At 42.5% G+C, this 18,467-nt stretch carries 19 protein-coding genes; 13 read left to right on the forward strand and 6 right to left on the reverse strand.

Annotated features, from left to right (window positions below; all coding sequences use genetic code 11):
* Position 1: 1 nt before the first annotated feature.
* The 7 genes from D0907_RS18555 (at position 2) to D0907_RS18585 (ending at position 5,020) form a co-directional block, all read left to right on the forward strand.
* The gene (locus tag D0907_RS18555; protein ID WP_036972544.1) at positions 2 to 661 is read left to right on the forward strand and encodes a response regulator; all 660 of its coding nucleotides are present in this window, start codon (positions 2 to 4) and stop codon (positions 659 to 661) included.
* Positions 661 to 1,971 carry an ATP-binding protein gene (locus D0907_RS18560; protein ID WP_036972542.1) on the forward strand — a complete coding sequence of 437 codons (1,311 nt, stop codon included), beginning with the start codon at positions 661 to 663 and terminating at the stop codon, positions 1,969 to 1,971. Before D0907_RS18555 ends, D0907_RS18560 begins: the two co-directional genes overlap by 1 nt.
* 19 nt (positions 1,972 to 1,990) lie before the next feature.
* A complete protein-coding gene (locus tag D0907_RS18565; protein ID WP_118845288.1) occupies positions 1,991 to 2,308 on the forward strand; it encodes a cupredoxin domain-containing protein in 318 nt (105 codons plus the stop codon).
* Positions 2,295 to 3,041: an iron transporter gene (locus D0907_RS18570; protein ID WP_118844991.1), complete on the forward strand. Its 747-nt coding sequence runs from the start codon at positions 2,295 to 2,297 to the stop codon at positions 3,039 to 3,041. Before D0907_RS18565 ends, D0907_RS18570 begins: the two co-directional genes overlap by 14 nt.
* The gene (locus tag D0907_RS18575) at positions 3,029 to 3,733 is read left to right on the forward strand and encodes a hypothetical protein (protein WP_074988454.1); all 705 of its coding nucleotides are present in this window, start codon (positions 3,029 to 3,031) and stop codon (positions 3,731 to 3,733) included. Before D0907_RS18570 ends, D0907_RS18575 begins: the two co-directional genes overlap by 13 nt.
* Before the next feature lie 202 nt (positions 3,734 to 3,935).
* Complete coding sequence (locus D0907_RS18580) at positions 3,936 to 4,145, forward strand: cold-shock protein (protein ID WP_036972536.1); 210 nt, start codon at positions 3,936 to 3,938, stop codon at positions 4,143 to 4,145.
* A gap of 251 nt (positions 4,146 to 4,396) precedes the next feature.
* Positions 4,397 to 5,020 (forward strand): substrate-binding periplasmic protein, encoded by a 624-nt coding sequence (locus D0907_RS18585; protein WP_244223176.1) that lies wholly within the window; start codon positions 4,397 to 4,399, stop codon positions 5,018 to 5,020.
* Here D0907_RS18585 and D0907_RS18590 read toward each other — a convergent pair.
* The 3 genes from D0907_RS18590 to udk form a co-directional block, all read right to left on the reverse strand.
* Positions 5,017 to 5,748, reverse strand: coding sequence for a substrate-binding periplasmic protein (locus tag D0907_RS18590; protein ID WP_036972530.1), 732 nt, complete (start codon positions 5,746 to 5,748; stop codon positions 5,017 to 5,019). The two genes, D0907_RS18585 and D0907_RS18590, sit on opposite strands and share 4 nt — an antisense overlap.
* A 158-nt stretch (positions 5,749 to 5,906) precedes the next feature.
* Complete coding sequence (locus D0907_RS18595) at positions 5,907 to 7,130, reverse strand: NupC/NupG family nucleoside CNT transporter (RefSeq protein WP_075593388.1); 1,224 nt, start codon at positions 7,128 to 7,130, stop codon at positions 5,907 to 5,909.
* A gap of 18 nt (positions 7,131 to 7,148) precedes the next feature.
* Positions 7,149 to 7,778, reverse strand: a complete 630-nt coding sequence (gene udk, locus D0907_RS18600; protein ID WP_036972527.1) for a uridine kinase — start codon at positions 7,776 to 7,778, stop codon at positions 7,149 to 7,151.
* 191 nt (positions 7,779 to 7,969) lie between these two features.
* Between udk and D0907_RS18605 the strand changes: the two genes are divergently transcribed.
* From D0907_RS18605 to D0907_RS18620, 4 genes are all read left to right on the forward strand, one after another.
* Positions 7,970 to 9,199, forward strand: coding sequence for a phosphopentomutase (locus D0907_RS18605; RefSeq protein ID WP_036972526.1), 1,230 nt, complete (start codon positions 7,970 to 7,972; stop codon positions 9,197 to 9,199).
* Entirely contained in the window at positions 9,199 to 9,900 is a 702-nt protein-coding gene (deoD, locus tag D0907_RS18610) for a purine-nucleoside phosphorylase (protein WP_036972525.1), read from the forward strand. The genes D0907_RS18605 and deoD overlap by 1 nt, the downstream gene beginning before the upstream one ends.
* Before the next feature lie 312 nt (positions 9,901 to 10,212).
* Entirely contained in the window at positions 10,213 to 10,953 is a 741-nt protein-coding gene (locus D0907_RS18615) for a ferredoxin--NADP reductase (RefSeq protein ID WP_036972964.1), read from the forward strand.
* A gap of 71 nt (positions 10,954 to 11,024) precedes the next feature.
* The gene (locus D0907_RS18620; RefSeq protein WP_036972522.1) at positions 11,025 to 11,843 is read left to right on the forward strand and encodes a nuclear transport factor 2 family protein; all 819 of its coding nucleotides are present in this window, start codon (positions 11,025 to 11,027) and stop codon (positions 11,841 to 11,843) included.
* A gap of 175 nt (positions 11,844 to 12,018) precedes the next feature.
* Here the strand turns inward: D0907_RS18620 and D0907_RS18625 are convergent, their stop codons facing one another.
* A complete protein-coding gene (locus D0907_RS18625) occupies positions 12,019 to 12,909 on the reverse strand; it encodes a tetratricopeptide repeat protein (protein WP_036972521.1) in 891 nt (296 codons plus the stop codon).
* A 273-nt stretch (positions 12,910 to 13,182) separates the two neighbouring features.
* Between D0907_RS18625 and D0907_RS18630 the strand changes: the two genes are divergently transcribed.
* Positions 13,183 to 14,556 (forward strand): GAF domain-containing sensor histidine kinase, encoded by a 1,374-nt coding sequence (locus D0907_RS18630; protein ID WP_065979234.1) that lies wholly within the window; start codon positions 13,183 to 13,185, stop codon positions 14,554 to 14,556.
* A gap of 63 nt (positions 14,557 to 14,619) precedes the next feature.
* On the opposite strand, the gene D0907_RS18635 is transcribed toward D0907_RS18630, so the two are convergent.
* Positions 14,620 to 14,877: a hypothetical protein gene (locus D0907_RS18635; protein ID WP_065979235.1), complete on the reverse strand. Its 258-nt coding sequence runs from the start codon at positions 14,875 to 14,877 to the stop codon at positions 14,620 to 14,622.
* 262 nt (positions 14,878 to 15,139) lie between these two features.
* Here D0907_RS18635 and katG point away from each other — a divergent pair, with 262 nt between their 5' ends.
* On the forward strand, positions 15,140 to 17,317 hold the full coding sequence (gene katG, locus D0907_RS18640; RefSeq protein WP_118844993.1) for a catalase/peroxidase HPI: 2,178 nt from the start codon (positions 15,140 to 15,142) through the stop codon (positions 17,315 to 17,317).
* 110 nt (positions 17,318 to 17,427) lie between these two features.
* Here katG and D0907_RS18645 read toward each other — a convergent pair whose 3' ends face one another.
* Positions 17,428 to 18,435, reverse strand: a complete 1,008-nt coding sequence (locus D0907_RS18645) for an alpha/beta fold hydrolase (protein ID WP_118844994.1) — start codon at positions 18,433 to 18,435, stop codon at positions 17,428 to 17,430.
* Positions 18,436 to 18,467: the final 32 nt, after the last annotated feature.

Below are 18,467 nucleotides of genomic sequence, written 5' to 3' on the forward strand. Positions count from 1 at the left end.
CATGCATTTATTGCTCGTTGAAGATGATCATTTAGTCGCAGAAGGCCTGTGTCGCTCTTTACGTCAACAAGGTTATAGTGTTGAACACAGTGCGACCGTTAAGTCTGCGATGCAATGGTTGCAAAGCGATGAAATTGAACTGGTAGTTCTTGATTTAGGGCTACCAGATGGTGATGGCATCGATATTCTAAAGCACATAAAAAAGAATCGTAAACAGCTTCCTGTGGTGATTTTAACAGCCCGTGGCAGCATTGATGATAAAGTGATGGGGCTTGATTTAGGTGCTGATGATTATTTGGCTAAACCGTTTGATCCAGCCGAGTTATTTGCTCGCCTTAGAGTGGCAAGCCGGCGTTTAACGCAAGCGCAAACGAGCATACTGCAAGTGGGCGACGTCGAAATGGATACCGCAGCTTTTACCGTGAGTTATCAAGGCGAGCCTGTCAATTTACCCCGCAAAGAGTTTATGTTGCTAAAAGCCTTGTTAGAAAACCAAGGTCGGGTGCAGTCCAAACAGCAGTTAGAGAGTAAACTCTACGAATGGGGTGAAGAAGTGGGTTCAAACACCATCGAAGTGCACATTCATCATTTGCGTAAAAAATTCCCTAAGGAATTTATTAAAACCCTGCGTGGTATCGGCTATGTGGTGGGTAAACGCTAGTGTCAATTCGTAAGCGACTCACCTTATTAATACTCTCAATGGTGATTTTGACCTGCTTTTTGGCTTTCACCAAAGGTTACCGCGAAAGTATGAATCAGGCTGAAGCATTACTCGATAATGAGTTGGTGACGCTTGCGCATGTGCTGATTGAACAACCGCTTAGCAAAGAAACACCCACATATAGCACTGATTTGCCCCAGCTGTTGTTTCAGGTTTGGGTTGATGACAAAGTGGTCTCAAGTTCAACGTCATTGCACAATAACCCTATTAATCAAAGCCAATGGCAGCCAGGTTTTAGTGTCGAAAACTTAGCAGGACAACGCGTCAAGGTTTACCGTTTAAGCGAAGCTAATAAGCGGGTATTAATTGCAGAGCCGTTAAGTAAGCGCGTAGCGCTCACCGAAACCGTTATTCTGTCAGCAATGACCCCATTGCTGTGGAGTGTGCCCATTTTGGCTGTTCTAATCAGTGTCTTTGTAAAACAAGGGCTTGCACCGCTAACACGTCTTTCTAATCAGCTTCAGCATCGCCAAGCAAATGACTTTACCGCAATACCATGGCAAACCCCAGAGCAAGAAATTAAACCCGTTATTAACCGCTTAAACGACTTGTTTAAGCGTGTTGAGAGTGCCTATTTACGGGAGCGTTTTTTTGCTTCAGATGCTGCCCATGAACTGCGAACTCCACTCAGCAGTTTAAAAATCAATGTACATAATTTACTTGCCCAAGGGGGTGATAATATTGAACTTGATGCGATGGAAAAAGGGCTCGATAAACTCAGTAACATTGTTGAGCAAATGTTGATTTTAGGGCGAACTTACCCCGAGCAATGGCAGGCGCAATTTAGCCCCATTTCAGTGCTAGAAATTAGCCAGCAAGTGGTGTCGCAACTTTATGACCGCATTGATGAAAAAGAGCACACAATTAGCATAGAAGGAGATGATTTTATCATCGACGGAGACGAATTTACGCTCGTCACTTTATTTGGCAACTTACTCAGTAACGCCATAAAATACACCCCCGCTCAGGGAGAACTGAGCATTACCCTGAAAACCGACAATAGTCGGTATATCTGGCAAATTGATGATTCAGGCCCCGGTATTGATGAAGCCCAAAAACAGCGTATTTTTAACCGTTTTTATCGGGTGGGCGGCGATAAACACCCATCAGGAGAGCAAGGGGCAGGGCTTGGTATGGCGATTGTTGAACACATTGTATCGATTTATAACGCTGATATTGCGCTTGCCGATAGTCACTTAGGTGGCTTACGTGTGAGCGTGTCCTTTATACAAGGAGACAGGAGTGAATAAATGGATTTTTGCGTTCACTATGATGTTGTGCCTGCCTTCTTGGCTCGCTTATGGCAAAGAGTACACACTCATATTAAAAGATCATTTATTTTATCCCGCCGAAATTAAAGTGCCGGCAAACAAAAAACTACGTTTACTGATCGACAATCAAGATAACACCCCAGAAGAGTTCGATAGTTTTGATCTAAACCGCGAAAAAGTACTTTACCCAGGCCGCACAAGCGTTATTTATATTGGCCCGCTAAGCCCCGGCCGCTACGATTTTTTCGGTGAATTTTCGCCTAATACTGCACGCGGCACCGTGATTGCGACGGAGGATAAAAATGCTGATAACTAGTTTATTAATGAGCATAAATCAGTTGTTGCCAGTGGTAATTTTAGCCGTTTTATTAAGTTTGATTGTGCCCCTTAGCCAACGACAAGTACTGATACACAGCATGGTAGGTATTGCGGTTAGTTTACTGTTTGTTCAAGGTGCGGCGTGGGTCAGTCAGCTGTTTCAGCACCGAGGTTTAGAGTTTATTCAAATGCTACTGTGTGTGGTGATATTTGTTGCCGCGGTACTAAGCTGTCGGCACAGTAAAATGGCAGCAGCAGTGGCATTAGTAGCGACTATGGCGCTGTATTTAAGTCATTACATGATTTATTTGGTGAGCTTTTGGCACAGTAAAGACGCGGCCGAACCACTACTATTAGGAACCTTTTTAGGGGTCGGTATTTGCATTAGCTTTGGCGTGCTGTTGTTTTTTTTACTCGAGAGCATTGTCAGGCGTGCAGGATGCCAGCCATTAATTGTGTTGTTGGCATTAAATGCGACGGCGAAATTACTCATATTGCTTGATTTAGCGAGTCAAATCGACGTACTCGATATAACATCAAACTATTTAGACTGGCGCGGGTTTGTGGTTGAAAACTCCGAGCTGGGTCGGGTGTTAAAAGCGTTGCTAGGCTACGAAGCAACGCCCAGTAAAACGGCGCTATGGGTTTATGCAATTGCCACAATTGTATTTTTAGTCCTCGCCCGTGTTTTAAACGTTAAACACACTAAGGAGCCTGTATGCGGTTCTTAATTATTAGCTTTAGTTGCTTGTTATTGGCAAGTATGGCGCATGTTGCGCACGCCGATGGCATGGTGGTTGATAAAGTATATCACCCCTATGTTATGCCGTTTGAGCGTGAGGTTGAATGGCGGCTCGTTTCAAGGCAAACCGACCAAGGCAACGTACTTGCTCAGCGTGCAGGTTTTGGCGGAGCCATTAACGATACCATGAGCCTTGAGGGGTATATGGTTGGCGAAAGAGACGATAATGGCGATTTCGGTTTAGCGTCTTATGAGGTTGAACTGCGCTGGCAGCTTGTTGAGCAAGGGCGGTTATGGGCTGACTGGGGCGCCTTATTCGAGCTTGAAAAACAACATACAATTGATGCTTACGAGGCCACGACAGGCTTTTTATGGGAAAAAGAATTTGGTCGTACAAGCTTAACCATGAATGCGTTTTTAGTGTACGAGTGGGGCGCAGACATAGATAGTGAATGGGAAACCGAGTTCCGCTTACAATACCGTTATCGTTATCGCGCTGAGTTTCAGCCATCGATAGAAGTTTATTCGGGTGAAGACTTTTTTGGTGTAGGACCTGGTTTTATCGGCTTGCACCGCTTTAGCCCTAAACACCAGCTTAAATGGGAAGCCGGCTTTATAAGTGAATTAAGTCAATCGGGTAAAGACCACAGCTTTCGTTTAGCGCTTGAATTTGAATTTTAATTGTCGATAGTGTTTGACTTATCGCTTTAACTCTATATAGTGGGCGTCAGCTAGAAAGAAAGCGTGTAATTAATAAATCTTTATTTCGTTGTTGTATAAGTAATACTTGTAGTACCGTCCTGAAGTTTTTAAGTACCATCTCATTTTTTGCTACACCCGCCCACATGGGCATTTTTAATTTTTTAATATCAGGAATAATACTATGTCTAACATCGTATCAGGTACAGTTAAGTGGTTTAACGAGTCTAAAGGTTTTGGTTTCATCGAGCAAGAAAATGGCCCAGACGTGTTTGCACACTTCAGCGCTATCAAAAGCGACGGTTTCAAAACTTTAGCTGAAGGCCAACGTGTAGAGTTCACTCTTTCACAAGGTCAAAAAGGTCCTCAAGCGGATAACATCACTCCGTTATAATTTTTACTGAAAAGTAAAAGTTAAAAAGAAGCAAGCTACGGCTTGCTTTTTTAATGCCTAAAAATTGACTGGCATGATGAATATTTCTATATTTAATGCAGTAATTTTATCTGAGTGCATTAGCTATTTTAAAATATTTAATATTAGTATGCCTATGTTTTGCCCCTGTCGCGTTAGCAAAACAAACGCTCACGATTTATACTGAGCAGTTTCCGCCGTATAACTTTTCTAATAAAGGGCACTTACAAGGCATTAATCTCGAGTTTGTAAGTGCAATGTGCGTTGATGCAGGCATTGAGTGTCACTTCGAACTGTTACCCTGGGCAAGATCCTACCATTTAGCACAGCAGCATCCTATGTCTGGGCTTATATCAGCTGCGCGTATTAGCGAGCGTGAAGCATTGTTTAAGTGGGTTGGACCATTGGCATCATCGCGCAATTACTTTTACCGCTTAAAATCGAATACCCATGTTAATCCCCGTGACTTATCAGAAGTGAAAGACTACACCTTAGGTGTTGTACGAGATGGCATTTACGAAAAATTTGTCGAAAGTATTGGCTTCGAAAATAATAAAAACTTACTCAAATTCGGCCATCATTATGAGTGCATCAACCTCTTTTTCAAAAATAAACTCGACTTAATAATTGGCTCTGAGTTGTCATTTCATTACCAGCTTACGCAATATGGTTATGTTGGAAAAGAAGTGGTAAAACTTATTGAGTTGCCACTAAATGAAACCGTGGGTAACTTTTTGGCGCTTAACAAAAACATGCCTCAAGAGTTTGTTGAGCGTTTGCAAGCGAGCTACAACAAGTTAAGTCGCCAAGGGCTACTTGATAAATATATTGCTAAGTACGCCCCACCCAATAATTAATGTTGTTTGTTAAGCATCATTATTTCTTTATACCGTTGTGTTTTTGATACTTCATTGAATGCGGCTTTTAAGGCCATTATGTAGCGTGGGTTGGTGTGTTTATTGGCAGCTAAATAGCCATTTATGCTTAAAAAATCGATAGCATGAACAAAGGTAAAACGTGACTCATCCTGTGCCAGTTGATCGGCCATCGCATTAAGATAGTTTTTATCATCGATAATTAAATCAACTTTACCCGAAATTAATAACTGATACGACTTTGTAATATCCGTCGTATAGACCAGAATATAGTCACGCTCGGTCAATTGCTTCGCAGCAAGATCATCACGTTGTACCGCTATTTTATAGCGTTTTGCTTGTTCGTTTGAGCTGATTTTAATGTCTTTACGGGAGGTCAGTTTAACAAATCCCATATGGTACGTCGCTACTTCACCAATCCATTCAAATTGATTTAATCGCTCAGGCGTTTTTGCAATGCTGTAAATAAAGGTATTAGGTTTTTTTTGCGCCATATTAAAGGCACGTGCCCAAGGGTAAAGTTCAATATTTGCTTGTAAGTCAGCTTTGTCAAAAATAGCTTTCACTAACTCAGTGCTTACGCCCGTAACCTGATTATTGATGAGCGTTTGATTAGGAGGAGAGAGCTCAGTCACGACCGTGAGTGATGGTGCGGCGAATACAGACCAACTCATACATAAGAATAAAGATATAAGTAGAGAAGATTTCATTTATGTACTTAAAAAGACTTAGTAAATAAATATTAGCACATAAAAACGATAAAAGGGCCTTTCGGCCCTTGGTGAAGTATCGTTCAAGTCAGATAGACCTTTAACCCCTTAAAGTCCTATCCTATTGTTTTGCAACTACGGCTCATCTCATTAAGTTTCTAAGCTAGCGAGAGGAAAAAACCTGCAATTGCTGCACTCATGAGGTTAGCCATAGATCCTGCTAACACTGCTCTGAGCCCTAAGCGTGCGATATCCTTTCGCCGACCAGGCGCCATACCGCCTAATCCACCTAGTAAAATTGCTATCGATGATAAGTTAGCAAACCCACATAACGCGAATGTGACAATCGCTTGTGTGTGCGCACTTAACGTATCGCGATAATTTATAAAGTCGAGGTAAGCAACGAATTCGTTAACTACAACCTTTTGACCTATAAAACTGCCTGCGATTACGGCTTCGCTCCACGGTACACCTAATAACCAGGCAACTGGGGCAAATACATAACCTAAAATTTCTTGTAGCGTTAATGTTGGGTGATCAAACCAACCACCAATACCGCCTAATAAACCATTTAGAAGTGCAATAAGCGCCACAAAAGCAAGTAACATTGCACCCACATTGAGCGCTAAATGCATCCCGTTTGCGGCACCTGACGCCGCAGCATCGATGACATTAACGGGCTTTTCTTCTTGCACGTCTAAATCGGCTAAATCTTCTTTAGGGGTCTCAGTCTCTGGCACAATCATTTTTGCCATTAAGAAACCACCCGGTGCAGCCATAAAGCTGGCCGCAATTAAGTATTTGAGCTCTACACCAATTGTCACATAACCCGCCATAACAGAACCTGCTACGGTTGCTAGGCCACCCACCATTACTGCAAACAGCTCTGACTTAGTCATACTGGCAATAAACGGTTTAACAATCAGTGGTGCCTCTGTTTGGCCAACGAAAATATTGGCGGTTGCAGAAAGCGATTCTGGACGCGAGGTTTTCAATAGTTTTTGTAAACCACCGCCAAGAATTTTAATTATCCAATCCATCACCCCTATGTGGTACAACACAGCGACCAGCGCTGAGAAGAACACAATAACGGGCAATACTTGAATCGCAAAAATAAACCCTAAGGTATCTTGCGATGCGAGTGAGCCAAATAAAAAGCTGATCCCGTCATTTGCATAGCCAATGACTGAAGAAACGGCTTTAGACATACTTGCCAGTACGTTTTTACCCACCTCAAAGAACAAGACAAAGCCACCAATTAATACTTGTAGCAAGAAGGCAATGCCGACTGTTCTTAAATTTATTGCTTTACGGTTTGTTGATGCCGCAAATGCAATGGCTAGTAGCACAACAATGCCTACTAAGCTCATAAATGTTGTCATACTGACTGTTTCCCGTTGTTATTGTTGCAGTAAATATTTTATTTTACTTTTAATTATATCAATCGCAACGCGATTCATACCGCCGCGTGTGACCACTAAATCAGCCTTGTGCTTTGATGGCTCAATAAACTGATAAAACATAGGTCGCACTGTCGCTTGATATTGTTCAACAACGGACTGTAATGTTCTGCCACGCTGCTCCATATCTCGTTGCATACGGCGCATAAGGCAGATATCTAACGGTGTATCAATGAACACCTTAATATCAAATTCTTTTCGAAGTGCCGGATCACTCAATAATAAAATACCTTCGACTATGAGCACTTTTGCAGGTGCAACACGACGTGTTTCATCACTGCGTGTATGCATTGCATAATCGTAAGTAGGTACTTCTACAGAGTTACCAGCGCGTAATTGAAGCAAGTGCTCATGTAAAAGTTCATGCTCGAAAGCATCAGGATGGTCGTAATTAGTTTGCGTTCGATGGTCGAACGGTAAATGCGACTGGTCCTTGTAATAAGCATCTTCTTCGATCACTGCGATCGCGCCCGGTTCAAGCTCACTGACTAATTCGTTATAAATTGTCTTGCTAAAAAGAGACTTGCCCGACGCAGATGCGCCAGCAATAGCTATAATTGTTCGTGTCACTAAAGTTCTCGCCCACACAGAAGGAAACATTGTTAGGTAGATCACAATAGCAAAAAAGACACGATTAATCTCTTTTGCTTCGCTTAAGGACGCAAATTTATAATGTTTCCGTTTAATGAAACAGGACTTATGTCCTGTACCAAAAATTCAAAGAGCATATAAAGTATTCACACATTGATAACGAGGTACCCATGGCAAGAGCAATCATCTTAATGGCAGATAGCCTAGGAATTGGCGCAGCACCTGACGCAGAGAAGTTTGGTGATGTAGGCGCGAATACCTTTGCTCATCTATTGAAAGCCTATGCAGACGAAACGGGTGAGCATTTAGCGTTGCCTAATTTAACGCGTTTAGGGTTAGCCGATGCATGTGAAGCTGCAGGTAAAGAGCCTTGTTTAGTCAGTGACCGTCAAGCGCCAACAGGTGCGTGGGGTTATGCTAAAGAGTTATCAAGCGGTAAAGATACACCGTCTGGCCATTGGGAAATGGCGGGCGTTCCTGTGTTATTTGATTGGGGTTATTTCCCTAATACACAGCCGTGTTTTCCGCAAGAATTTGTTGACGAGCTAATTGCTCGTTCGGGTATTCCTGGCATTCTAGGTAACTGTTATGCCTCAGGAACCACCATTTTAGAACAACTGGGTGAAGAGCATATGAAAACCGGCATGCCGATTTGCTACACCTCAGTTGATAGCGTGTTTCAAATAGCCGCGCACGAAGAATCATTTGGACTGGAGAAACTTTATCAGGTTTGCGAAATCGCACGGGCGCTGCTTGATGAAATGAACATAGGAAGAGTGATTGCGCGGCCATTTTTGGGTTCTAACCGCGATGATTTTGCCCGCACAGGTAATCGTCGTGATTATTCGGTGTTACCACCGTCGCCAACCTTGCTTGATAAATTATCGCAAGACGGCGGTGAAGTGATCAGTATTGGCAAAATTGCCGATATCTATGCACACCAAGGCATTACCCAAAAACACAAAGCGCCGGGCCTGATGAACCTACTTGAGAAAACCTCAGAGGTGATAGCATCGGCTCCGGACCATAGTTTGATTTTTACAAACCTAGTTGATTTTGATGAAAAGTACGGTCATCGCCGTAATGCAGTGGGTTATGCCACAGCATTAAAAGAGTTTGATGATTACTTACCGACTATTTTAAATCAGCTACAGAGTGATGATGTACTTATCATTACCGCTGATCACGGTTGTGATCCAACCGCAGCGGGTACTGACCACACACGTGAATATGTGCCAGTACTTGCCTACCAACCGGGAATGACAAACACCCCGCTTGGTGAAAGAGCTAGCTTTGCAGACATAGGTCAAACCCTTGCCCAGTGGTTTAATCTGCCTGCACTTGAATACGGTGATGGCTTTAAAGATGAGCTATTAGCGAACAAAAAAGGAAACCAATAATGAGTACTCCTCATATCAGTGCCAATGTAGGCGAATTTGCAGAAACGGTATTAATGCCGGGTGATCCACTGCGCGCACAGTACATTGCTGAAAACTTTTTAGATGACGCAAAACAAGTAACAGGCGTTCGTAATATGTATGGCTTTACCGGTACCTACAAAGGTAAGCCAGTGAGTATTATGGGTTCTGGGATGGGTATTCCATCGATGTCAATTTATGCCCGTGAATTGATTGTTAGTTATGGCGTTAAAAATCTAATTCGAATTGGTACCTGTGGCGGTATTGGTAGCGATATTAAAATTCGCGACGTTATCTTTGCACAAGGTGCAAGCACTGACTCAAACGTAAATCGTGCACGTGTGCGTGGTTACGATTTTGCCGCTATTGCTGATTTTGGTTTACTACTTAATGGCGTAAACGCTGCGAAAGAGCTAGGTATCGAAGCAAAAGTAGGTAATGTATTCACAACAGATACATTCTACCAAGCAGATAACACATTCTATCAAGAGCTCGACAAACTAGGCGTACTCGCCGTTGATATGGAAACAGCAGGCATGTACGGCGTAGCAGCCGAGTATGGCGCAAAAGCTATGGCACTATTTACCGTAAGTGATCACGTGATCACCGGAGAAGCAACGCCGAGTGAAGAGCGTCAAAGCACCTTTAACGAAATGGTTAAAATTGCTTTAGAATCAATTTAATTACATTAAAAAAGTTCCTTGGTAACGTATTCACTGAAATTTGGAGACACGCCCAAAGTGAAGTGAGACTAACCTCAAAGCCGCATTTATGCGGCTTTTTTTATGCGTGTGTAATGTATTAATTTAAAAGGGATAGCCAGCAAATAATCAACAAAAACTAGTCAGCTGCGAAACGGTCGCAGCGAGTTTACCTAGCCTATTAACGTGTATTATCTTTTTCGTATCGCGTATTTTAAAACTTCTTACTATGCCCATTGACACCACTACCAATTCTTGCCACCTTTAATAAAGGAACATAACTCGAGGATGCGTATGTCTAATTGGATTGAAGCGAAGGTTAAAGACGTAAAATGGTGGACCGACTCGCTATTTAGCCTAATAGTGAATGCAGATGTCGAGCCATTTACAGCGGGCCAGTTTACTAAATTAGCGATGCAAGTGGGTGATAAACGGGTAGCACGCGCTTATTCGTATGTGAATGCACCAGACAACCCTGATCTTGAGTTTTATTTAATAAATGTTGAAGACGGTCAACTGTCTCAGCAGTTAGCGCAATTAAAACCGGGGGATTCGGTGACCATTGAACGCCGCGCTACGGGTTTTTTTACACTGGACGAAGTACCGAGTAGCGAGCAACTGTATATGCTTAGTACAGGCACCGCGCTTGGGCCATTTATTTCAATTTTAGAGCAAGGCGATGTGTGGCAAAAGTTTGAGCACGTGCATTTAGTGCATGGTGTGCGTTTAAACGAAGACCTAAGCTATCAACAGCGTATTGCCGCCTTGCAAAAGCAAAACCCTAATCTTCACTATTCGCCCGTAGTCAGCAGGGAGTCAGCATCAGTCGGGTTTAATGGCCGGATCACTGACGTTATAAAAGATCATCGTTTATTTGAGGTCACTGGCAAACACGTTAATCCAGACACGGCTCAATTTATGATTTGCGGTAACCCCGAAATGGTAAAAGACACCACGGCAATTTTGTTAGAGCTTGGCTTTAGTCGCAACCGTCGCCGCGAGCCTGGGCAGATAACCGTTGAGCAGTATTGGTAAAAGACTATGCCTAACAGCGAGAATTTGCTACTTTAGCGCCTCAAATCAGGAATGATGCATTTAGGAAAAGTATGAAACCGTTATTTTTTGCAATTAGTTTATTATTCACATGGCAGTCTATTGCAAGTGACGAAACTGCCCAAAAAGCCGAGCCACAAACAAAAGCTGAACAAGAAACGAAAAGCGAGCAAAAAACAGAAAAATCAGTGCCAGCCATAGAATTTATTGAAGGCAACACAACAGCAACCCACACAGACACCCGCGCCTTAAAGACAGACCAACAAACGACAACAGAGCAAGCCGTTAATAACCCGCAAGAGCCTGTAACAACAGAAACAGCGCAACCTAAAGTCGTTGCTGAAGAACAAAAAGCAGCAGCTCAGGTTGATGACAGCAAAGTGCTTGGTACACAAACGCCAGTACCAGCAGAAAAACCAAAAACAGCACAAGCAAAGCAAGAAGCTGTCGCAGAGGCCGAAAAAGCAGTTAACCAAGCTAAAGAAGCGTTAACGGCTAAACAGCAAGAGAAAGCGCGTCAATCTCGCGAGTCTATGGCGGTTATTGAACAAGTGATAGCGGCTTATAATGCGCGTAATATTGAAGCATTTATTAAAATGTACGATGAGAATGTTGAGTTTTATGCGTTTCCTAATGAGTTAATGTTCACAGGCAAGGAAAAACTGATTGCGCGTTACGGCATTATGTTTAAAAAATTGAAGTGTATTAAGTCATCGCCTATAAAACGCATTGTGCTTGGCAACATTGTTATTGATCACGAGTTATCAGAAACTTGCTCACAAGACCCCAATGTAGTGGATAAACGTTCTGAGTTTGTGACCAGTTACCAAATTGAGAATGGCAAAATAACCAAGGTGTTATTCTTCCGTTAAGTAAAAAAGAGCAGCTGAGCTGCTCTTTTTTGTTGAATGGTAGGCGTAAAATTTATTTAGTATAAAAGTGAATCGCGCTGCTCGAACCTAGCTGCTCGAACCTCGAACCTAGCTGCTCGAACCTCGAACCTCGAACCTCGAACCTCGCTACTCGAACCTCGTTGCTCGAACCTGCTTAAGCCGTTTCATTTAATAACGAATTAAAGCTTTCGTTATCGTGTAAGCTTGCAAATGCACTTTCGTGTAATAACTCATTACGCAAGTTTGGCGAGTACTCAAGGGCCATACGAATATCAGCCATCGCATCAGCATGTTTGTGTAACAGCGCGTAAGCACAGGCACGTTGCCAATAGGCATAACCATAGTCACTGTCCATTTCGAGCGCTTGATTACACAATTCAATCGCTTCACCTGTTTGATTAATTTCTAATAGTGCATCGGCTTTATACGCGATTGCTTCTACATCTTCTGGTTTACGTTTTAAAATCTCATCAAAAATTTCAATCTTGTTAGCTACATCACTTTCTAAATTCGCACGCATCCACAGAGAGTGTACTTCGTTGGTGATCGAGATTTTTTTCTGGTTCGTTAATATTTCTTCAGAGCGCTCTCGTAGCTTTTCTTCTAGTACTTTTAAGCGTTCTTCGTATTCTTTAGTAATTGCACTCACTCGTGTATTTACAATGTCTTCTACTTTATTTTTTACATCGCGTAATGAGTTCCAACCAACTAACACTAAAATAGATGCCGTAATAGTAATAATGAAAAACACATTGTTAATGGTGTCGGTGGTATAAGTTAATGCACGGTCGGCAGTATCTAACTGGGTATGAGTAACTTGTTTTGTTACATCTTCACGCAGCTTTTGTTGATCTTGGCGTACCGCTTTAAGCTCATCAAGAATATAGCGCTCTAACAAAGGCTTATACATAGGCTCTTGCAGTTTATCGAGTGCCTGTTGTTGCTCTGCTTCGGTTAAGGCAGGGCTGTTTTCTTGTGCTGTTTGAGCCTTGGCAAAGTGACTAAAGCTCATTAAAAAGGTGAATAAAATTAAGGTATAACGCATGACATATTCATTGTTTAGTGAATTCTAAAGTAACTTTAACATGCGAGGCCTGTGTGGACTAGGCAAAAAAAAACCAGCTCAAAATAGAGCTGGTCAAACTGCTTAAACAACATAACGTTGTAGGGGGTATCAACAGGAGTTAGGTACAATATAGCCACTTTAATCTGAACAACTACTTAATACTAAAAGAGTTTCTAAAAAGTAATTTTTGATATCTCAGATTTTCTATGTTCGTCTAGACTTAAGGTGTCCTGCAACTAAAAGGTGAGTGTAATGCGCCAACAACTAGTCCAACTGCTTTACGGCGTATCAATGTCTTCGGATCTTGATAGTGGTAATGTTGAATTAGCTGAACGCTTAATTCTAAATGCTGTACTTGATGGCCTTGAAATTGGTCGGGCAGGAATATGGTTACTAAATAAAGAAAACACCGCGATTGAATGTCGTTTGCTACTCGACAGAGAAAACGGCAAAGAGATCCAAATGATCGTATTGCCTCGTGATGCTTATCCTGCTTATTTTAAAGCCCTCGATACCCAGCGCACGATTACCGCTGTTGATGCTCACACAGACCCTGCAACATCGGAATTTAGCGAAAGTTACCTTGCTCCCCTCAATATTGGTGCGATGCTTGACGCTCCCATTCGTTATAAAGGCAAAATGATAGGTATTTTTTGCTGTGAACACATTGGCGGACAACGCCAATGGACAGAAGATGAGTGTTCATTTATCGGGGCATTAGCCGATTTATATGGGCGTGCGCTATCGGCGCAAGAAAATGAACGCATCAACGCTGAACTAGAGCGCTCAAATCAACTATTAGAGCAACGGGTTGCAGAACGAACTCGTACACTCGAAAAAACCTTAACAGAGCTTACAGACACCCAAGAAAAACTCATAGAATCCGAAAAAATGGCATCGCTAGGTAATCTTGTTGCCGGCATTGCGCATGAGGTTAATACGCCTATTGGCATCGCCGTCACGGCAAATAGCTCTGCAAAAGATAAACTCACCGAACTCGATAAGCTTGTCCAGTCAAACACCTTAACAAAGGCTGCGCTTATTGATGGTATGAACCATTTAAATGAATGCTTTAAAATATCTTTCACTAACCTTGAGCGCGCTGCAAAGCTGATTAGTGACTTTAAACAGACCGCCGTTGATCAGTCTTCACTTAACTTACTTGAAACAAACATTAAGCATTACCTCGAAAACATAGTGCACAGTTTAATGCCGCTGACCCGCGGTCATAACGTTACAGTGACCATAAAGTGCGACGATGATCTTAATCTGATCACCGTGCCCGGGGCTTTAAGTCAAATAATATTAAACTTGGTGAATAATAGTTGTGTGCATGGGTTTACGGGCCGTCAGCAAAATCACATTGATATAGTAGTGACCGTTAACCACGAAAACGACACATACACACTGTGCTATAAAGATAACGGTCACGGCATGAGCGCAGAGGTAATACATAAAGTGTTTGAACCCTTTTTCACCACCAAACGTGGTACAGGAGGCAGTGGGCTTGGTATGTCAATTGTTTATAACCTTGCAACCCAAGCATTGCAAGGCGAAGTAAGTATAGCGAGCGAGCTAGATCAAGGTGTTGCTGTAACCTTTAAATTACCGATGAAAATAGCCTAACTAACTAAAAAATAGACTAAATGGAGTGAAAATAATCTGGTGACAGGGTAATAAAATTAAAATTTAATCAGTGCGTTTACCAAGACACGACACATCATCGCAGCGGTTGTCTTTACAAAATTGTTTGATACGTCTTTTTGAATATAAATAATTAATACTGAATGGCGTAACAATAAGCACGAGCCAAAATAGTAATGGGCTTCTAAAAGCCAGTCCTGCGATAGAGGCAGCGATGATCCCCGTTAATACTAATATTGGCAAATTGGCGATGAAAAAGTTAATACTTAATTGTTTAGCAACATCAGGATTAATGGTTTTCATATGGGACTCACTGTTAATTAATACCCTTATAAAATGGTCGACTTTCGCTTTTAACACAAATCAGATTTTTCTATCAGAGCAATCGATTTAAAGTCGCGTTTGGGGTCTGGCATTATTTTCATACAACTCCTATAGTTCTAAATAACGGGAACTTCTAACTGATTAGTGATTCATAACTAACAGAAAATCCCTTTTATGGCGAAACTGCATTTAATTGAGATTTAAAATATTTCGTCACATTTTAGCTTATAAGGAGCAAAAAATGAGTAATGGAAAAACGGGTCAATGCCCGGTAATGCATGGTAGTAACACGGTCACCGCTCAATCAAACACAAATTGGTGGCCTAACGCGCTAAACTTCGACATTCTTCATCAACACGACAGCAAAACAAGCCCATACGGCAAAGACTTTAATTATGCCGAAGCATTTAAATCTCTCGACCTTGAAGCTGTAAAAACCGATTTAAAAAACCTCATGACCGAAAGCCAACCGTGGTGGCCAGCTGATTGGGGCCATTATGGTGGCTTAATGATCCGCATGGCATGGCACTCTGCTGGTTCGTATCGTTTAGAAGATGGTCGTGGTGGCGGTGGCACAGGTAACCAACGTTTTGCACCTTTAAATTCGTGGCCCGATAACGCCAACCTAGACAAAGCACGCCGCTTACTTTGGCCTATTAAGAAAAAATACGGTAACAAATTATCTTGGGCCGATTTAATGATTCTAGCTGGTAACATGGCGTACGAATCAATGGGCTTAAAAACCTTTGGTTTTGCGGGCGGCCGCGAAGATATTTGGCATCCAGAGAAAGACATCTACTGGGGAGCCGAAAAAGAATGGCTCGCTCCGAGTGATGAACGTTACAGCAATGTAGAAAAACCAAACACCATGGAAAACCCATTGGCTGCGGTACAAATGGGCTTAATTTACGTAAACCCAGAGGGTGTAAACGGTAACCCCGATCCACTTAAAACGGCAGAGCAAGTGCGCGAAACATTCGCTCGTATGGCAATGAACGACGAAGAAACCGCAGCGCTTACCGTCGGTGGTCACACGGTGGGTAAAACGCATGGTAATGGCAGCGAAGCAAATGTAGGCCCAGAGCCAGAAGCCGCTGATGTATATGAACAAGGCTTAGGGTGGAACAACCATACCTCGCGTGGCATTGGCCGCGATACCATGACATCGGGTATCGAAGGCGCATGGACAACGCACCCAACTAAGTGGGATAACGGGTATTGTTATTTGCTACTTAACTACGACTGGGAACTTAAAAAGAGCCCAGCAGGTGCGTGGCAGTGGGAACCTATTAACATTAAAGAAGAAGACAAACCGGTTGATGTTGAAGATCCCTCTATTCGTTTAAACCCAATTATGACCGACGCCGATATGGCGATGAAAATGGACCCAACGTATCGCAAGATCATCGAGCGTTTTAACGACGACTTTGAATACTTCAGCGATGTGTTTGCGCGTGCATGGTTTAAGTTAACGCACCGTGATTTAGGGCCTAAGTCTCGTTATTTAGGGGCCGATGTACCGAATGAAGATCTGATCTGGCAAGATCCGATCCCAGCGGTCGATTACACGCTAACAGACAGCGAAATTAGCGAGCTTAAAACCAAGTTACTGAATTGTGGCGTAAGCCAAGCCGATCTTATTACTACCGCGTGGGATAGTGCCCGCACCTATCGTTGTTCTGATCACCGAGGTGGCGCAAACGGAGCACGTATTCGCCTAGCACCGCAAAAAGATTGGCAAGGCAACGAGCCAAAACGTTTAGCCAACGTACTCAGTGCGCTCGAGTCGGTTCAAGCAGATTTAAGCAAGCCAGTAAGCCTTGCCGATTTAATCGTGCTAGGTGGCAGTGCAGCAATTGAACAAGCAGCAAAAGCTGCAGGGGTCGATGTAACCGTACCATTTGCACCAGGGCGAGGTGATGCAACTGACGACATGACCGACGCCGAGTCGTTCGACGTGCTTGAGCCAATACACGATGGTTTCCGTAACTGGCTTAAAGAAGAGTATGCAGTATCAGCAGAAGAGCTCATGTTAGAGCGCACGCAATTAATGGGCTTAACGGCACCAGAAATGACAGCACTTGTGGGTGGTATGCGTGTACTTGGCACTAATTATGATGGGACTTTGCACGGTGTATTCACCGATAACGTAGGCACACTCAGCACCGACTTTTTCGTAAACCTAACCGACATGGCCTTCACGTGGAAACCAATAGGCAAAGGTTATTACGACATAATTGAGCGCAGCACAGGCGTTACTAAATGGACTGCAACACGGGTTGATTTAGTGTTTGGTTCAAACTCAATCTTACGCGCATACGCCGAGTTTTATGCACAAGACGATAACAAAGCACGTTTTGTACACGACTTTGTCGACGCATGGGTGAAAGTAATGAACGCTGACCGTTTTGATCTTTAATTTAAGTTGATAAATATCAAAAGGCTACAGCATTGCTGTGGCCTTTTTTATAGCAATATTATTAAAGCGTAAGCATCGCTTGCATATCAAAAATACGCACATTATGAGCGTTATTCTTTAAAGGCTAACGCTTTATTCATCGCCTTTTTAAATAGCTCAAAATTTTCAATATGAGGCAAGTGACCAATGTCTTTTAGTTCAATTAAGTGCGCAGTAGGAATGAGATTAGCGGCCGTTTTACCCAGCTCGTCATAGCGACCAAGTTGGTATTCTACACCCGGCTTTTTCCAGTTACGGCCAGGACCTGTTCTATCGCGAGTACCAATAATTAAAGCAACAGGCATTTTAAATTGGTCGAACTCAGTAATAACCGGCTGAGTAAAAATCATGTCATAGGTTTTAGCATTAACCCATGCCATTAACTCATGATCAGGCCCCTCAATTTGGCCACTCAAAAAGTGCGTAAGTTGCTCATAGTCTTGATTCCATTTCCCGTCATAATAGTTTTGTTTTTGATAGGCAATGATCTTCTCGGGTGTTTTACCAAGCTCAAGATCATAGAAAAAATCAGTGTCTTTGTATTGAACATAGCTAAGGTAGTTTTCAAGCCCAATCGGGTTCAATAAAATAAGTTTTCGCACTTGCTCAGGAAACATTAATGCATAGCGGCTTGCCAGCATTCCACCCATAGAGTGCCCCAAAACAATTGGGCGCTTTATACCTAACGACGTAATTAATTGATGCGTATTATTGGCAAGGGCAGGGAACGAAAACTGATAATCTTTAGGCTTTGATGACTTACCAAAACCAATTTGATCGGGGATTAAAACACCATAGCCCGCTTCATTTAAATACTTCGCTGTCGATGTCCAGTAATGACCATTAAAGTTTTTACCATGCATAAGCACAACGGTAGGCTTATCACCCTTAGGTTTTAAATACGAGTAAGCCATTTTTAAAGAAGATTGTTGAGAAGACAGGTTAAAAAACTTAATAGGGTAGTCGTACGAGTACGTACTCAACTCAGCGTCGTAACTGAGTTTTTCATTATTTGCTAGCACCGAACTTACGTTAAACAGCGCTACTGCTGAGATTAATATTACGCGTAATAATACCATTATCCTTTCCCACCATTTTTTTAAAAAGTGTC

The sequence above is a fragment of the Pseudoalteromonas lipolytica genome, assembly GCF_003515105.1.
In the GTDB taxonomy this organism is placed as follows: domain Bacteria; phylum Pseudomonadota; class Gammaproteobacteria; order Enterobacterales; family Alteromonadaceae; genus Pseudoalteromonas; species Pseudoalteromonas lipolytica.

What these genes read in the sequence shown, in the direction of transcription:
- D0907_RS18595 (WP_075593388.1), bottom strand. Translation starts at nt 7,130, where the DNA reads ATGACAACATTTATGAGCTTAGTAGGCATTGTTGTGCTACTAGCCATT.
- D0907_RS18645 (WP_118844994.1), bottom strand. Translation starts at nt 18,435, where the DNA reads ATGGTATTATTACGCGTAATATTAATCTCAGCAGTAGCGCTGTTTAAC.
- D0907_RS18620 (WP_036972522.1), top strand. Translation starts at nt 11,025, where the DNA reads ATGAAACCGTTATTTTTTGCAATTAGTTTATTATTCACATGGCAGTCT.
- D0907_RS18575 (WP_074988454.1), top strand. Translation starts at nt 3,029, where the DNA reads ATGCGGTTCTTAATTATTAGCTTTAGTTGCTTGTTATTGGCAAGTATG.
- katG (WP_118844993.1), top strand. Translation starts at nt 15,140, where the DNA reads ATGAGTAATGGAAAAACGGGTCAATGCCCGGTAATGCATGGTAGTAAC.
- D0907_RS18565 (WP_118845288.1), top strand. Translation starts at nt 1,991, where the DNA reads ATGATGTTGTGCCTGCCTTCTTGGCTCGCTTATGGCAAAGAGTACACA.
- D0907_RS18630 (WP_065979234.1), top strand. Translation starts at nt 13,183, where the DNA reads ATGCGCCAACAACTAGTCCAACTGCTTTACGGCGTATCAATGTCTTCG.
- D0907_RS18605 (WP_036972526.1), top strand. Translation starts at nt 7,970, where the DNA reads ATGGCAAGAGCAATCATCTTAATGGCAGATAGCCTAGGAATTGGCGCA.
- deoD (WP_036972525.1), top strand. Translation starts at nt 9,199, where the DNA reads ATGAGTACTCCTCATATCAGTGCCAATGTAGGCGAATTTGCAGAAACG.
- D0907_RS18570 (WP_118844991.1), top strand. Translation starts at nt 2,295, where the DNA reads ATGCTGATAACTAGTTTATTAATGAGCATAAATCAGTTGTTGCCAGTG.
- D0907_RS18625 (WP_036972521.1), bottom strand. Translation starts at nt 12,909, where the DNA reads ATGCGTTATACCTTAATTTTATTCACCTTTTTAATGAGCTTTAGTCAC.
- D0907_RS18555 (WP_036972544.1), top strand. Translation starts at nt 2, where the DNA reads ATGCATTTATTGCTCGTTGAAGATGATCATTTAGTCGCAGAAGGCCTG.
- D0907_RS18635 (WP_065979235.1), bottom strand. Translation starts at nt 14,877, where the DNA reads ATGAAAACCATTAATCCTGATGTTGCTAAACAATTAAGTATTAACTTT.
- D0907_RS18580 (WP_036972536.1), top strand. Translation starts at nt 3,936, where the DNA reads ATGTCTAACATCGTATCAGGTACAGTTAAGTGGTTTAACGAGTCTAAA.
- D0907_RS18615 (WP_036972964.1), top strand. Translation starts at nt 10,213, where the DNA reads ATGTCTAATTGGATTGAAGCGAAGGTTAAAGACGTAAAATGGTGGACC.
- D0907_RS18590 (WP_036972530.1), bottom strand. Translation starts at nt 5,748, where the DNA reads ATGAAATCTTCTCTACTTATATCTTTATTCTTATGTATGAGTTGGTCT.